Origin of the sequence: Gordonia sp. NPDC127522 (assembly GCF_042672305.1) — a bacterium.
Taxonomy (GTDB): Bacteria; Actinomycetota; Actinomycetes; order Mycobacteriales; family Mycobacteriaceae; genus Gordonia; species Gordonia hongkongensis.
The window spans coordinates 628,022-642,605 of sequence record NZ_JBHXVK010000002.1; the positions used below are offsets into that span (position 1 = coordinate 628,022).

Below are 14,584 nucleotides of genomic sequence, written 5' to 3' on the forward strand. Positions count from 1 at the left end.
ATAGAACGCTCGATAGGCTCCGGGGCGTGGATATCAATGGAGCTAGTGCAATCGTCACGGGTGGCGCGTCCGGCATCGGCGCGGCTGCGGCTCGCCAGCTGGCGGCCAAGGGTGCAAAGGTCATCGTCGCCGACCTGAACGCGGACAAGGGCGAGGAACTCGCCAAGGAGATCGGCGGACAGTTCGTCGCCGTCGACGTGACCTCGACCGAACAGATCGAAGCCGCCGTCAACGCGGCCACCGAACTGGGCCCGCTGCGTGCGCTGGTCAACTCGGCCGGCATCGGCTGGGCGCAGCGCACCATCGGTCGCGACGGTGAGTTCGGGTCGGCCCACAACCTCGACGCCTACAAGAAGGTCATCGCGATCAACCTGATCGGCACCTTCGACTGCATCCGTCTCGCGGCCACCGCCATGAGCCGCAACGAGCCGCTCGACGGCCACGGCGAGCGCGGCGCGATCGTCAACATGGCCAGCGTTGCGGCCTTCGACGGCCAGATCGGCCAGGCGTCGTACTCGTCGTCCAAGGGCGGCGTCGTCGGCATGACCCTCCCGGTCGCGCGCGACCTGGCCGCGGTCGGCATCCGCGTCAACACCATCGCCCCCGGTCTGATCGACACCCCGATCTACGGTGAAGGCGAAGCGGCCGAGGCGTTCAAGGCCAAGCTCGGCGAGTCGGTCCTGTTCCCGCATCGCCTGGGTGCACCCGACGAGCTCGCCTCGATGGTCGTCGAGCTGGTCACCAACAGCTACATGAACGCGGAGGTCATCCGCGTCGACGGTGGCATCCGGATGCCACCGAAGTAGATCCGACACCCCACCGAGGTAACCGCGCAGACCCACCACCGGCCCGATCCGGTGGTGGGTTTGCCGTCTGTTCACCGGTTCTTTCCGTGAAAGAACTTTCATTCGCGCCTCATGAAGGTGTCACGCCGGCACCGCAGAGTGGTCGCCATGAACGTTCCGCACGCGATCGACCGACTTCCGGATCACCCGGGCCCGGTGACGATGTACGCGACGCGCCCACCCGTGCGCACGGTGACGCCGCCACCGTCGCCACGACGCACCCTCCTCGCCGCCGTCGGCAGCGCGCTGTCCCCGTGGGCGGCAGCCGGTCTCGTCGTCGTTCTCGGCGCCGGCGCGTTCGTCGGACATGCCGGGTGGACCGGGGAGTTGCCGTTCGACGCCGTCGTCACCCTCCTCGTCTTCCTGATCGCGGTGTGGGCGTGGATCTTCTCGCCGCTGGACGACACCTATGTCGCGCTGGGTGGCGGTATCGCTCTGGTGGTCTTCGGCATCATCGACGCCAACACCTTCGCGGGCACGCTCGGCTCCGGCGTGATCTGGTTGCTGATCGGTGCTTTCGTGATCGCGGCCGCGGTCACGGCGTCAGGTCTGTCGGCTCGTGTGTCGGCGCGGGTCGTCCGCCGGGCCCGGACGCCTCGTCAGTTGGTCCATCTGATCACCGCGGCCCTGTTGCTGACCACGTTCGCGATCCCGGCGACCTCCGGGCGCGCGGCCCTTGCTCTTCCGATCTTTCTCGCGCTCGCCGCGGTCCTGCGTGACCGACCCCGCCTGGTGCTGTGCCTCGCGCTGGTCTTCCCGATGGTGATCCTGTTCTCGGCGGTGGGATCGCTTCTGGGCGCCGGTGCACACCTCATCACCGTCGAGATCGTCTCGGCCGCAACCGGTGGCGGTATCGGATTTCTGCACTGGGCGGTCCTCGGCATCCCCCTGGCCCTCGTGTGGTCGCATCTCGCGGCCGAGTCGGCACTGTGGTTGATGACCGATCACGCCGAGCGGGCACGTCCGCTGTGCGTGCCGCCGACCGCTCTCGCGACGACCGGCACGGTGACCTCCGGACCGCTCACGTCTGCACAACGCCGGGTGTCCGTCATTCTCGGACTCGTTGTGACGCTGTGGTGTTCTGAACCCTTGCACGGTGTCGACCCGGCCATCGTCGCGGTGCTCGGCGCGCTGGCCGCGTCGGCGCCGGCGGTCGGCGCGACGACGCTGGGCGCGGCGCTGAAGACCGTCCCGTGGACGCTTCTGTTGTTCATGGCCGCCACCCTCGCGCTGGGGATGGCGCTCAACTCCAGTGGTGCCGCGGAGTGGCTGGCGGATCAGGCTTTCGGGTCCATCGCCGAGACCGGGCCGGCGGCCGCGATGGTGTTCGTCGTCGTCGCGGCGATCGTCTCGCTGCTCGCACATCTGGTGATCCAATCCCGTTCGGCCCGTTCGGCGGTACTGATCCCGATCATCGTGGTGACCGCCCCGGCCGTCGGGGTCGACCCGGTCGCCGCGGCCTTCCTGTCCACCGCGGCCGCCGGGTTCTGCATCACTCTCACCAGCTCGGCCAAACCGGTCGCCATGTTCGCGGCGAGCGACGACGTCCCGGGTTACGAACCCCGACATCTGCTCACGATGTCGGCGCTGCTCGCGCCGGTGTCGCTGGTGCTGCTCATCATCTTCACGTTCTGGGTCTGGCCTTATCTGGGTCTGCCCCTGCTCTCGTCCTGACCGTCGCATCGCCGCGACTGTCCCGAATGTGCCTCCGGGTGCGAGTTCCCGTCTCTTCATCAAGACCTTGTCCGATCGATCAACAGGAGTGCCGATGTCCGTCCGAGTTCCGCAACGAATCCTGGTCGCCCCGAGTGGTTTCAAGGAGAGCCTCGACGCCGTGTCCGTGGCGACCGCCATCGCCGCGGGGGTGCGGCGCACGCTCCCCGGGGTGCGCGTCGACATCGCACCGATCGCGGACGGCGGGGAGGGAACGGCGCGCATCCTCGCGGCCGCGGGCAACGGGCGGCTCCACGAGCTGACCGTCTGTGGCCCCACCGGTGAGCCGGTGCAGTCGCACTGGGCCGAGGTCGGCGTCGGTCGGAACCGCATCGGCGTCGTCGAGATGGCTGCCGCCGCTGGATTGGCACTCGTTCCGGCGGGGCAGCGAGATCCCGGCGCCACCACCACTTACGGAGTGGGACAACTGATTGCCGCGGCACTCGACGCGGGGGTGTCGGCGATTCTCGTCGGCTGCGGCGACTCGGGGACATGTGACGGCGGGGCCGGGGCGCTCCAGGCACTCGGTGCGCGCGTCCTGGACCAGGACGGTCATGAGATCGGGCGTGGCGGAAACGAACTGGCGCGCGCGGAATCGCTGGACCTCACCGACCTGCATCCGCGGTTGCGGGAGACCGAAGTGGTGGTCGCGGGCAACCCGCACAACGTCCTGTGCGGACCGAGCGGCGTCGCCCGCGTCTTCGGGCCGCAGAAGGGGGCGACGCCCGCACAGGTCGACTCGCTGTCGGCGGCGCTCGACGTCTGGGCGGACGTCCTGATGCGGGATGGGCTGGCCGACATCGACTATCGGCAGGGGGCCGGATCCGGCGCGTCGGGTGGACTCGGTGCGGGGCTGGCCGCAGCGGGTGGGAAGCTGCGGTCGCGGTTCGACGCACTACTCGATTCCGGGCTGTCCGGCATCGACCTCGATCATCGGATCGGCAAGGCGGATCTGGTGATCACCGCAGAGGGTTCGATCGACTTCCAGACCCCGCGCGGCAAGGTGCCCGCCGAGGTGGCCCGCCGCGCCCAGTTGCGCGGTGTGCCCGTTGTCGCGCTGGCGGGTTCACTCGGGCACGGTGCGCCCGCCGTCCACGACGTGGGGATCGGGGCGATCGCGTCGATCATCACGGTACCGATGCCCTTGGCGGAGGCGGTCGCCAACGGAGAGAAGCTCCTCGCCGACGCCGCCGAACGCACCATGCGGATGATCCTCCTCGGCGCCGCGGTGTCCGCCCGGGCCGGCCAGCGGAAGCGGAAGAAGGCGGTCTGATCTCCGCGCCCGAGAATGTGCGGGACCGATCCTCCGATCAGTCGAATGAGCCTCGAATACGACCCACTTGTCCGATTCGCCACACACTGAGAAGGGTGTTGCCAATAAGTTGGCGAGGTGGAGCTTCGTGAGCTGTCCAAGGGTGGAAACGTCTCGGTCGACGAAGTCGCCGGCGAGAACTCACCGCGGCTGGTGGTCGTCATCCAGACCGAAGCGGCTGCGGGCAAGGAGATCGGACTCGACGCCGGCATCCTCATTCTCGGTGACGACGGGCAAGTGCGGTCCAATGACGACCTGATCTTCTACAACCAGCCCACGGGGGTGGGAGGCGCTGTACGGCTGGTCTCGCACGAGGTGCACCAGCAGGACCCGGACGGCAGTTCGTTCAGTCACAAAGATGCCGTGGAGGTCGATCTCGCGCGCATACCAGATTCGGTCGCGCGGATCATGGTCACGGCCAGCACGGACCCTCGGACGGATGCGAGCTTCGGAGACGCCGAGCTCGTCAACATGTACGTCGCCCATGCAGACGAGCCAGATGCTCCGCTCGTCGTGCACGCAATGGAAGGTCTGTCGTCGGAACGCGCCTTGATCTTCGGCGAGATATACCGACGCAACGATGCCTGGAAGATCCGAGCCGTCGGTCAGGGTTACGACGGAGGGCTCGAGGCCCTGGTTTCCGACCATGGGATCGAAGTCGACGACACGGAGTCTGTCGACGGCAGCCTGGATTCGACTGGTGAGGACGAGGAACCGGACACGGAACAGAACATTGCCGAGTCGGTCCCTGACGCAAGTTCGGCCGCGGCGGCTCTTGCCGCCGACACCGGAGTGCCGGGTGCCGATGACGCCGTGCAAGAAACCGCATCTTCACAGAGTGAGCCCGGTACGAAGGTCTCGATCGGTCGAAAACGACGCCCAGCGCCGTTGCCGAAGGACTGGGCGTCGAGAACCCTGGCATATCTACCTCGACAGGTTGAGTCGGAGTGGAAGCGGGCGCGACTCTTTCCATCTGCAGGCATCAAGTCGACTGCCGAACAAGAGATGCGCACGACGTCCATTCTGTTGGCCACAATGGAAACGGTCCCCGAGTTCGGCCGCGCGGTCCTCAGCCAGACCGGAGCGCCGCGAGGACGTATCGAAGCATTCACCGAAGTTCGATTCTCGATGTCGGGTGAGGACGTGCGCCCGGACGGACTGATCAAGGTGAGTCGCGGTAGCAAGGTGTGGCGAGCACTTGTCGAAGTGAAAACCGGCCGGGCGGAGCTGACCGGGGATCAGGTCGGAACCTACCTCAAACTGGCCAAGGCGAAGTCGTTCGACGCAGTGATCACCATCAGCGGCGACCTGATGGCCTCCCCAGATCTCCACCCTTTCGCTATCGAGGGTCGGCCTTCGAAGAACACTGTGCTGAAACATCTTTCGTGAGAGGAGGTCGTCGCCGAGGCAATGATCGTGCACGAGCATGTCGGCGTCGACGACAGGGTGCGAGCTCGTCTTCTCGAGGAACTCCTCTGGTACGCCGCCGACGGCCAGTCCGGTATGCGGACCTTCGACGACATGGGCAAGCAGTGGGTCAAGATCCGGGAAGCGGTCAAGAACAAGACCGTCGGCGCGTCGGACGACTCGACGTCGGACGTGTGCGACCGATTCGATCGTCTGGCCCGCCACGTTGCGCTCCGGCTCAGCGCACTGACCGGGCAGCGCGTGACTGCACAAGCCCCGGCGAGCCGAGTCGATTCGGTCAGCCGCGCTCGGCAACTGGCCGATTCGGGGGAACTCTTCGCGTTGTTGCGAGTATCCGGAGCGGCTGGACCGGTGGCGATGCACGCAGACCTCGGTCGGGGCCGCATCGGGTGCTCGCTGAAAACCGCAGCCCCGCGGGCCGGACGAACGCAGACCAAGATCAACTGGCTGGTCCGTCAACTTTCCGGCGCGCCCGATGATCTGCGGATCACGGCGCATCACGCGGGAAGTCGGGTCGAGTCGACCGCGGCGTTGCTGAAAGACATTCGCGCCGATGCCACTTCCGTCATGCCTTCCGATGGCCGGGACATCCGCGAGTTCACGGTGACCATGGAGTCGTCCATGGGGTCGAAACGGACCGGCAGCGAAGGCGGATTCGTGACGGCCATGGTTCTCCTGGCCACCACCTTCTATGCGGATGTGGTCGAGCGGGTGCGGTCGGGACGGGATGCCTGAGCCGCAGACGAATTCATCAAATCTGGGCCGCCATCCGGTCATCGGGCCCCAACCGACGAACTTCGTTTCGACTGATGGACTTCGATCGAAGTCCATCAGTCGAGCTGAGGTTCATCGGTGAGTCGCCACGCCGATGCCCCCTCGGTCACGAATCGACAGGTGGATACGAAAGCCCGTGATCGAGGGGTTCAGGATAGTGTTCGCGCGTGACCAATTCGCCATATCAGTCGGGGGACCCGCGAGTCGGACCACAACCCCCGCCCGGGCACTATCCTCCGCACCCGGGCTTCTATCCGTCGAACCGGCCGTACGCGGCGCCGCCTCCCTACGGCGGTCCGATGCCTGGAGGCATGCACCCACCAGGCCCGCCGTTCCCGCCGCCGCAGCGGAAGAAGAAGCGCACCTGGTTGTGGGTTTCGCTCGGTGTTGTCGGTCTTGTGGTTTTCGCGGTGGCGGGCCTTGGCGTCCATCGACTGGGAGAATCGATCCCGCCCAGCAGAGTGCTGACCAGTAGTAGCCACATCTCCATAGGTGAATGCGTCCAGATGGAGGTCAGGCAGGGCTCGCTCATCCCGAAGCGGGCCTCGTGCTCGGGTTCTGAATTCCGCTACGTCGTGGTCTCGATGTCGACCGGCAGGGAGAGCTGCGGTCCGGAGTATGCGAAGTTCTGGTTCTCGACCAAGTATCCGTCTGCGGCCGGCGGGTTGTGTCTCGCGGAGGTTCTGAACCTCGGCAGCTGCTACTTCCTCTCCGCTGCCACCGAAGGCGTCGCGATCGCCGAGACTCGCGAGATCGATTGCGCCGAGCCGATTTTGGTTCCCGGCGCAACCAACATTCGTGTCGATTCGAAAGTCGAGGGCAAGCCGACGTGCCCCGAAGGCCAGTCGAAGTACTTCATCCCGAAGCCGACCCCCACTGGTTACTGTCTCACCTTCCTGGAGTGACCAGCCTGCGTCTATGAGTTCCGAGGGGTGACCAAGGTATGGTTCCCGCCGCCGGACCGGCGAACCTCACCTCGACTGATGGACTTCGATCGAAGTCCATCAGTCGAGTCGAGGTTCATCGGTGCCCTGGACGTGGCGGCAGGTGGCGGTAGTCTTCGCGCGTGACCAACTCGCCATATCAGCCGGGGGACCCGCGATTCGGGCTACAACCACAGCCCGGGCAGTACCCACCGCAGGGCGGGTTCCCGCCACGGGACCAGCCCTACGGCGCACCGCCGCCGAACCAGGGGCCCTACGGCGGTCCCCCCCAGTACCCGGGTCCGATGCCGGGCGGGATGTACCCGCCCGGGCCGCCGTTTCCGCCGCCACCGAAGAAGAAGCGCACCGGTCTGTGGGTCGCGTTGGGAATCGTCGGGGTGCTGCTCTTGATCGTGATCGCCGGTGGCGTGGCGCGGGTGCTGGTGTCGTCGGCGCAGGGAGGTGGGGTCACCGACACCAGTGACGTCGCGGTTGGCGAGTGCATCGTCGTGACGGCGGAGCCGGAGACCCTCAAGGCCGACGAGGTGTCCTGCGGCGACACCGACTTCCACTACGTCGTCGCGGAGAAGTCCATCACGCAGGGACTTTGCGGTCCCAACTACTCGCGCTACTGGGTCGCGGGCGAGGAGGGTGCGCTCTGTCTGGCGCCGGTGTACCAGGAGGGCCGTTGTTACTACATCCCGTCCGCGACCGGTGGTACCGCGCTCGCCGACATTCGTGAGATCGACTGCGGTTCGCCGGTTTCCGGCGGAACGAACATCCGCGTGGACACCAAGGCCACGGGGGAGCCCGAATGTCCCGACTCGGACGGGACCTACTTCGCGGAGAAACCGCGCCCCGTCGGCTATTGCTTCAGCGTGATCGAGTGACGATGCCGCACCGCGGGGTCTGAGCCGCGATGTGCACCGGCTCGACGCAAAGAAGAACTCCCACCGGCGGATTCGCCGGTGGGAGTTCGCGGTTTGGTCGGGCTCAGAAGGCCGCTTCGTCGAGTTCCATGATGTCGTTGTCGATGTTCTCGACGGTGACGCGAACCGAGGTCAGCAGCGGGAGCATGTTCTTCGCGAAGAAGCTCGCCACGGCGACCTTGCCCTCGTAGAAGGACTTGTCGGCGTCGGAGGCCCCGTTGTCGAGAGCGGCGAGGGCGACCTCGGCCTGGCGGAGGAGCAGCCAGCCGATGAGCAGGTCGCCGACGGCCATCAGGAAGCGGACCGATCCGAGGCCGACCTTGTACAGCTCGGCCGAGTTCTCCTGTGCCGCCATCAGATCGTTGGTGAGCGAGGCAGCCATCGCCTGCACGTCGTCGAGCGCCGTCTTCAGTAGTGCCCGCTCGGTCTTCAGCCGACCGTTGCCCGCCTCGGAGTCGATGAAGCTCTGGATCTGTCCGGCGACGTGCGCGAGAGCCTGTCCCTTGTCGCGGATGATCTTGCGGAAGAAGAAGTCCTGGGCCTGGATGGCGGTGGTGCCCTCGTACAGCGAGTCGATCTTCGAGTCACGGATGTACTGCTCGATCGGGTAGTCCTGGAGGAATCCCGACCCGCCGAGCGTCTGCAGCGACTCGTGACCGAGGGTGCCGTAGGCGCGCTCGGAGCCGACGCCCTTGACGATCGGGAGCAGCAGATCGTTCACGCGGTGGGCCATGTCGGGATCGGCGCCGGACACGATCTTCGCGGCGGCGGTGTCCTGGTGCGACGCGGTGTAGAGGTAGATCGCGCGCAGACCTTCGGCGTAGGCCTTCTGGGTCATCAGCGAACGACGCACATCGGGGTGGTGGGTGATCGATACGCGCGGCGCGGCCTTGTCGGTCATCTGGGTCATGTCCGCACCCTGGATGCGCTCCTTGGCGTACTCGAGCGCGTTCAGGTAACCGGTCGACAGGGTCGAGATGGCCTTGGTGCCCACCATCATTCGCGCGTGCTCGATGACCTCGAACATCTGCGCGATGCCCTTGTGGACGTCGCCGACGAGCCAGCCCTTGGCGGGGGTGCCGTGCTGACCGAAGGTGACCTCGCAGGTGGCGGACGCCTTGATGCCCATCTTGTGCTCGACGTTGGTGACGAAGACGCCGTTGCGCTCGCCGAGTTCGCCGGACTCGAAGTCGAAGTGGTACTTGGGCACGAAGAACAGCGACAGACCCTTGGTGCCCGGGCCGGCGCCCTCGGGGCGGGCGAGCACCAGGTGGAAGATGTTCTCGGTCATGTCCTGATCGGCCGAGGTGATGAATCGCTTCACACCGTCGATGTGCCAGGAACCGTCTTCCTGCTGCACGGCCTTGGTGCGTCCGGCGCCCACGTCGGAACCGGCGTCGGGCTCGGTCAGCACCATGGTGGCGCCCCAGCCGCGCTCGGAGCAGATGGCGGCCCACTTCTTCTGCTCGTCGGTGCCGTTGTTGTAGAAGATGTTCGCGAAGCCCGCGCCGGCGGCGTACATGAACACGGGCGGGTTGGCGCCGAGGATCATCTCGCCGATGGCCCAGTACAGCGAGCGCGGGGCCGGCAGGCCGCCGAGCTCCTCGGCGATGCCGATCTTGTCCCAGCCGCCCTCGACCAGGGCGTTGTACGACTTCTTGAACGACTCGGGGATCGTGACGGTGTGCTCGTCGGGGTCGAAGACCGGGGGATTGCGGTCGGCGTCGACGAAGGACTCGGCGATCGGGCCCTCGGCCAGCGCACGGACCTCGCGCAGCATGTCGACGGCTGTCTCGTGGTCGAGGTCCCCGAAGTCGCCGGACTCCAGTACCTTGTCGAGCTCGAACAGTTCGAAGAGATTGAACTGCAGGTCGCGCATGTTGCTCTTGTAATGGCCCATGGTTGTTCCTTGTCTGGTGTGGCCGTCTGCGATGGCGTCCTCGACCCGGTCCGATCGCTCACGGTTGTGCGCGTACCGGCCGGATGAGGGGGCTGTTCGGTCCGAGCTATGTTACTCGCCGGTAACCCTAGAGTAGCCCCATATCCCCGCCGGATCAATCGAAAGATGTGTGATCTGCGCCGGTTGGCGCACCCGGAGCGCCGAGAAATCCGCAACGCCGGCGCGGGAGCCGCGAGTACGTTCCAATGAACGAATGCGCAGACTGGTGATCGGACCCGCACGTGTCGGTGCGACAGGTTTCGTGAGCGTCGTGATCTCGATCGTCGCCCTGGCCGCCGGACTTCTGGTGGCTGTCGCCCCGGCAGACGCCGCGGCGACGCCCTCGTGGGATGGCGTGTATTCGTTGAAGCGGTTCGCCGCCTCGAAGACGGGAACGAGCCTCGCGGCCCGGCAGGCGGAGCCGGACTTCTCCGACGACTACACCTTCAGGACATCGTGCGACGGCGGTACGTGCGTGGCGACGGTGATCGACGGGCCGAAACCCGCGAATCCGACGCTGCCGCAGCCGCCGCGTTACACCTGGGAGGCAGGATCCTGGGTGCATCGTTATGACTGGGAATGGGACTGCTGGCAGGGCGCGGGGGTGCCGAAGGTGTGGCGCCCGGCGACGTCGATCGCGACCTACACCCCGCAGGGCGACGGCACGCTGAAGGGCGTGTGGCGGACCACGATCGACGGCGGGCCCTGCGACGGGACGGTCGTCATGAACGTCGCCGCATACCCGGTGACTCCGCCGGCGCCCGCCTGGAATCTATCGTGATCGACGTCTTATAGCGCCGAGCGCAGGTACTCGAGATCGTCGGGGATGCCGTCGCCGGGTGTCTCCAGGATGACCGGTGCGCCCGCCGCCTCGGCGACCGCGACGAGCACCTCGGGGTCGATGTGGCCCGACGCGAGGTTGGCGTGTCGGTCGCGGCCCGAGTCGAACTCGTCGCGAGAGTTGTTGAGGTGCACGAGATCGATCCGGCCGGTGATCTGTCGGACGCGCTCGACGAGTCCGACGAGATCCTCGCCGCCGGCCCAGGCGTGGCAGGTGTCGAGGCAGAAGCCGGCCTGGTCGAAGTCGCCGACGGCCTCCCACAGACGGTCGATGGACTCGAGCGTGCGTGCCATCGCGTGGTCGCCGCCCGCGGTGTTCTCGATGAGGATCGGGACGCCGAAACCGCCCTTGTCGGCCTGGCGGTCGAACAGCTTGCGCCAGTTCGCGAATCCCTCGGCGCTGTCCTCCCCGTCGCGCAAATGTCCGCCGTGCACGACGAGCCCGAAGGCGCCGAGTTCGGCGGCGGCCGCGGCCTGCTGCTCGACGGCCTTGCGCGACGGCATCCGCAGCCGGTTGTTCAGGCTGGCGACGTTGATCTGGTAGCTCGAGTGCACGACGACGTCGATGTCGGACTCACGGAACTCCGCCGCGCGCGGGTTCGGCTGCGGCTTCTTCCAGCTCTGAGGATCCGTGACGAACATCTGGAAGACATCGATCCCGAGCTCGGCGGCAGTGGCCAAGGGGTCGGCGTCCTCGCGAAGATGGGCTCCGATGCGCATGTGACAACGATAGTGGCCCGCCCCGACACGCCGACGCCCCCGTCGTCGTCGATCAGTGGGACCGGGTCGGACGCCGCCTTCGTCCAACCGGCTCTCCGCGGCGACGGGAGATCAGTCGCCCAGACAGGGCTCGGTCTCGATGGTGATCGGGACCCCGGGTGCGATGAGGAGTCGACACGGTGCCGCGCTGTCGTGATAGAGGTTCAGCCACTCGTGACCGCGGGTTCCGTCGGCGTACACCGCGTCGAGGGTGCGGTTGAGACGGGCCTCCGCCTCCTTGTTGATGATGTAGCGCTGGTCGCCGTAGCGCAGGTAGCGATTGGGCACCGAGACCTCCTTCAGGGGATCGACGCCCTCCAGTGTGATCCACAACACCCTGATCGGCGAGGTGTCCGGCGAAAACCGCTGGCGGAGACCGTTCGCCCTGGGTCGCGGCGCCGGAAATGCTCAAATCCGACATGCCTGGCCGTCGGCTTGGCTCGCGAACAACAGATGGCCATTACACTGACGGCAGTTTAAGTGGGTGGTTGCCCTGCGGGGTGTGACGGGCGGGGTTGTGTCGGGTGAGTGTCGACGAGACGGTGGGCGTCCCGCAGCCGGGCAGACCCTCCAAGCGCGACGAGCGCGAGAGCGCCGAGACGACCACCTCCGACACCAAGGACTCCGTGGTGGCCACCGGTCGTGAGGACACCGACCGCGACGACACCGGACGCGCGGGTGTGGAACCGATCCTCGACGACCTGGCCGCCGCCGCCGAGATGGAAGCCGATCCCGAGAGCCGTCGCGATCTGACGATGGTCCGGCGCATCGCGATCGGTGCCTGGATCGTGCTGATGGCGGTGCACGTCGCCCTCTACGGTCTGGCCTTCGACCGCACGCGCCTGATCATCCTGATGTGTCTGGGACTCGCGGCTGCCTGTATCGGCCGGCGCAAGTTCATCACGATCCTCATCGACTGGGCGCCGTTCGCGCTGATCCTGATCCTCTACGACTGGACCCGGGACGTCGCGCGCATCGTCGACATGCCCACCCACTGGCATCTGGCGATCGATTTCGACGCTTGGCTGACCGGCGGGGTCAACCCAACGGCATGGCTGCAGGAGCACCTCAAGCAGGCGAGTCCGCCCTGGTGGGAGGTCATCGTCAGCATCGTCTACATGTCGTACTTCATCATCCCGTACGCGGTCGCGGCCGTGTTGTGGCTGAAGGACCGCGCCGCCTGGCGACGCTACGCGGCGTGTTTCGTGGCGACGACCTTCCTCGCCCTGGTCGGTTACACCCTCGTCCCGGGCGCCCCGCCGTGGGCCGCCGCGCGATGCACCGCGGCCGAGGTCCAGGACTTCCCGCGTGACCCGATCTGCATGTACTCGCCGGAGGCCAAGGAGCCCGGCGGTCTGCTCGGGACGCTGGACAACGAGTACCCGGACGCCAATCCCTACGTCGAACGGATCTCGGCTCGCGGCTGGGGTTACCTCAACATCCATGCGGCGTCGAACCTCGTCGAGGTCGGGCAGGGCAAGTCCAACCTGGTGGCCGCGATCCCGTCGCTGCACGCGGGTCTGACAATGCTCCTCGCGCTCTTCATGTGGCCGCGGGTGAAGGCGCTCGGCAAGACACTGTTCATGGGCTACGCCCTCGCGATGGCGTTCGCCCTGGTGTACACCGCCGAGCACTACATCTTCGACATCGTGCTCGGGTGGCTGCTGGCCGCCGCGGTGGTCGCGACCTACCAGATCATCGATCGCAGGATCTTGATCCCACGACAACGACGCCGAGCCGCCGAGGAAGCCGCGGCGGAGTCGGGAGACGATCGGCGTCCCGACGACGCCAGGGCGTCGACGACAGCATCGTGACCTCCTAACCTGGCACCCGTGAGCCGCCGCCGCCGAACCGGTCGTGGCGCCGTCGTACGGCGCCACGCACTCGTTCTCGTACTCGCTCTCGCCGTGATGCTCATGCACACGGTGGTGTCGGGTCATGGCGGGCCTTCCGGTGGCGAGAGCGGGATGTCCCACCATGCAGAGCATTCGGCGCTCACGGCATCGTCGACGATGACGTCCGCCCCGGAGATGACCGGAACCGACGACTGCGGTGAGCACTCGCACGACTGCGTCTTCATCCGTGCGGCGGGCGTCGATCTCCCGGCCGTGGTTCTCGTTCTCCTGCTCTGGTCGCTTGCGGCGTTTCCGCGGATCGTCGACACCGCTCGCCGTCGGACGACGATCCTGGGTCGTCCGCCGCCGTGGGCCATGTACTCCCATCTGCAACTACAGGTGATCCGCTGCTGAGTTGACCTCCGCGGACCGCTCGGTCCGTCGTGTCGTCATCTCTCCTCCCTCTCGGCCGGCGTCGCGCCCGCCGGGAACTCCGACAGCAGCAAGGAATGCACTCATGTACGTACACAACACATCTCGGCGCCGTATCCGGACGGCGTCAGGGGTCGGCCTGGTCGCGGCGGCACTCATCGCGGTCGCCGGTTGCTCACCCGACGAAACAGCGAGCGACGCCACCTCCGCCAACACCTCGGCATCGGTGGCGACGCGAGCTCCGGCGTCGGCCACTCACAACGAGGCCGACGTCGAGTTCACCTCGACGATGATCGGACACCATGACCAGGCCGTGGAGATGGCCGAACTCGTCGAGGGCCGGACGGACAATGCGGAGCTGATCGCCCTCGCGTCGACCATCGAGAAGGCCCAGGACGCCGAGATCGAGCAGATGGAGAACCGTCTGGAGAGTTGGGGCGTCAGTACCGACGGCCTCGACGACGGCCACGAGAACATGGGCCACGGTGGTCACTCCGCGATGCCGGGCATGCTCAGCCCAGACCAGATGACCGCCTTGCGGGACGCACGCGGTCCCGAGTTCGACCGGCTCTGGCTCGAGGGCATGATCCGGCACCACGAGGGCGCCATCGCGATGGCCGATGCGGTACTCGCCGACGGCGTCGACCCCGCGACGAAAACCCTTGCCCTAGAGGTCAAGCGGACCCAGCAGGCCGAGATCGACCAGATGAAGGGGATGCTCGGCCAGAGCTGAGCACCAACAGAAGGCGCCGGGGCGGTTGGGTCCGGAAACGGACGTCAACCGCCCCGACGTGTCGGCGGGTCACCTACCGACAGGCGGCAGAACGAGTTTTCGTAGCGATCTGAGTTAGGACC

General features: G+C 66.7%; 14 protein-coding genes. 11 read left to right on the forward strand and 3 right to left on the reverse strand.

All coding sequences use genetic code 11. From position 1 onward, the window contains the following. Window positions 1-26: 26 nt before the first annotated feature. From ACFVHY_RS07130 to ACFVHY_RS07160, 7 genes are all read left to right on the forward strand, one after another. The gene (locus ACFVHY_RS07130; RefSeq protein WP_058252218.1) at window positions 27-806 is read left to right on the forward strand and encodes an SDR family NAD(P)-dependent oxidoreductase; all 780 of its coding nucleotides are present in this window, start codon (window positions 27-29) and stop codon (window positions 804-806) included. A gap of 147 nt (window positions 807-953) precedes the next feature. Next, window positions 954-2,519: an SLC13 family permease gene (locus ACFVHY_RS07135; RefSeq protein ID WP_390270115.1), complete on the forward strand. Its 1,566-nt coding sequence runs from the start codon at window positions 954-956 to the stop codon at window positions 2,517-2,519. 94 nt (window positions 2,520-2,613) lie between these two features. Beyond that, complete coding sequence (locus ACFVHY_RS07140; RefSeq protein ID WP_390270118.1) at window positions 2,614-3,831, forward strand: glycerate kinase; 1,218 nt, start codon at window positions 2,614-2,616, stop codon at window positions 3,829-3,831. A 117-nt stretch (window positions 3,832-3,948) separates the two neighbouring features. After that, window positions 3,949-5,259 (forward strand): TerD family protein, encoded by a 1,311-nt coding sequence (locus tag ACFVHY_RS07145; RefSeq protein WP_390270121.1) that lies wholly within the window; start codon window positions 3,949-3,951, stop codon window positions 5,257-5,259. A gap of 21 nt (window positions 5,260-5,280) precedes the next feature. Continuing rightward, entirely contained in the window at window positions 5,281-6,033 is a 753-nt protein-coding gene (locus ACFVHY_RS07150; RefSeq protein ID WP_390270124.1) for a hypothetical protein, read from the forward strand. A gap of 350 nt (window positions 6,034-6,383) precedes the next feature. Next, complete coding sequence (locus ACFVHY_RS07155) at window positions 6,384-6,977, forward strand: hypothetical protein (RefSeq protein WP_390270127.1); 594 nt, start codon at window positions 6,384-6,386, stop codon at window positions 6,975-6,977. Between the two features lie 161 nt (window positions 6,978-7,138). Further along, window positions 7,139-7,885 (forward strand): hypothetical protein, encoded by a 747-nt coding sequence (locus ACFVHY_RS07160; protein ID WP_390270130.1) that lies wholly within the window; start codon window positions 7,139-7,141, stop codon window positions 7,883-7,885. A 103-nt stretch (window positions 7,886-7,988) separates the two neighbouring features. Here ACFVHY_RS07160 and ACFVHY_RS07165 read toward each other — a convergent pair whose 3' ends face one another. Then, a complete protein-coding gene (locus tag ACFVHY_RS07165) occupies window positions 7,989-9,824 on the reverse strand; it encodes an acyl-CoA dehydrogenase (RefSeq protein WP_390270133.1) in 1,836 nt (611 codons plus the stop codon). A gap of 253 nt (window positions 9,825-10,077) precedes the next feature. Here ACFVHY_RS07165 and ACFVHY_RS07170 point away from each other — a divergent pair, with 253 nt between their 5' ends. Beyond that, the gene (locus ACFVHY_RS07170) at window positions 10,078-10,644 is read left to right on the forward strand and encodes a hypothetical protein (RefSeq protein WP_165629459.1); all 567 of its coding nucleotides are present in this window, start codon (window positions 10,078-10,080) and stop codon (window positions 10,642-10,644) included. 8 nt (window positions 10,645-10,652) lie between these two features. Here ACFVHY_RS07170 and ACFVHY_RS07175 read toward each other — a convergent pair whose 3' ends face one another. Beyond that, a complete protein-coding gene (locus tag ACFVHY_RS07175; RefSeq protein ID WP_068971224.1) occupies window positions 10,653-11,423 on the reverse strand; it encodes a deoxyribonuclease IV in 771 nt (256 codons plus the stop codon). Window positions 11,424-11,534: 111 nt separating this feature from the next. Continuing rightward, window positions 11,535-11,750: a hypothetical protein gene (locus ACFVHY_RS07180; RefSeq protein WP_058252309.1), complete on the reverse strand. Its 216-nt coding sequence runs from the start codon at window positions 11,748-11,750 to the stop codon at window positions 11,535-11,537. A 236-nt stretch (window positions 11,751-11,986) separates the two neighbouring features. On the opposite strand from ACFVHY_RS07180, the gene ACFVHY_RS07185 reads away from it, so the two are divergent. The 3 genes from ACFVHY_RS07185 to ACFVHY_RS07195 all read left to right on the forward strand — a co-directional run bounded on the left by ACFVHY_RS07185 (window position 11,987) and on the right by ACFVHY_RS07195 (window position 14,462). Further along, a complete protein-coding gene (locus ACFVHY_RS07185) occupies window positions 11,987-13,276 on the forward strand; it encodes a phosphatase PAP2 family protein (protein WP_390270137.1) in 1,290 nt (429 codons plus the stop codon). 18 nt (window positions 13,277-13,294) lie between these two features. Beyond that, window positions 13,295-13,711 carry a hypothetical protein gene (locus ACFVHY_RS07190; RefSeq protein ID WP_390270140.1) on the forward strand — a complete coding sequence of 139 codons (417 nt, stop codon included), beginning with the start codon at window positions 13,295-13,297 and terminating at the stop codon, window positions 13,709-13,711. 103 nt (window positions 13,712-13,814) lie between these two features. Then, window positions 13,815-14,462, forward strand: coding sequence for a DUF305 domain-containing protein (locus ACFVHY_RS07195; protein ID WP_390270143.1), 648 nt, complete (start codon window positions 13,815-13,817; stop codon window positions 14,460-14,462). The last annotated feature ends 122 nt before the right edge of the window (window positions 14,463-14,584 follow it).

Coding starts and splice junctions, on each gene's coding strand:
- ACFVHY_RS07140 (WP_390270118.1), top strand. CDS start 2,614: ATGTCCGTCCGAGTTCCGCAACGAATCCTGGTCGCCCCGAGTGGTTTC.
- ACFVHY_RS07155 (WP_390270127.1), top strand. CDS start 6,384: ATGCACCCACCAGGCCCGCCGTTCCCGCCGCCGCAGCGGAAGAAGAAG.
- ACFVHY_RS07135 (WP_390270115.1), top strand. CDS start 954: ATGAACGTTCCGCACGCGATCGACCGACTTCCGGATCACCCGGGCCCG.
- ACFVHY_RS07150 (WP_390270124.1), top strand. CDS start 5,281: ATGATCGTGCACGAGCATGTCGGCGTCGACGACAGGGTGCGAGCTCGT.
- ACFVHY_RS07170 (WP_165629459.1), top strand. CDS start 10,078: ATGCGCAGACTGGTGATCGGACCCGCACGTGTCGGTGCGACAGGTTTC.
- ACFVHY_RS07175 (WP_068971224.1), bottom strand. CDS start 11,423: ATGCGCATCGGAGCCCATCTTCGCGAGGACGCCGACCCCTTGGCCACT.
- ACFVHY_RS07195 (WP_390270143.1), top strand. CDS start 13,815: ATGTACGTACACAACACATCTCGGCGCCGTATCCGGACGGCGTCAGGG.
- ACFVHY_RS07165 (WP_390270133.1), bottom strand. CDS start 9,824: ATGGGCCATTACAAGAGCAACATGCGCGACCTGCAGTTCAATCTCTTC.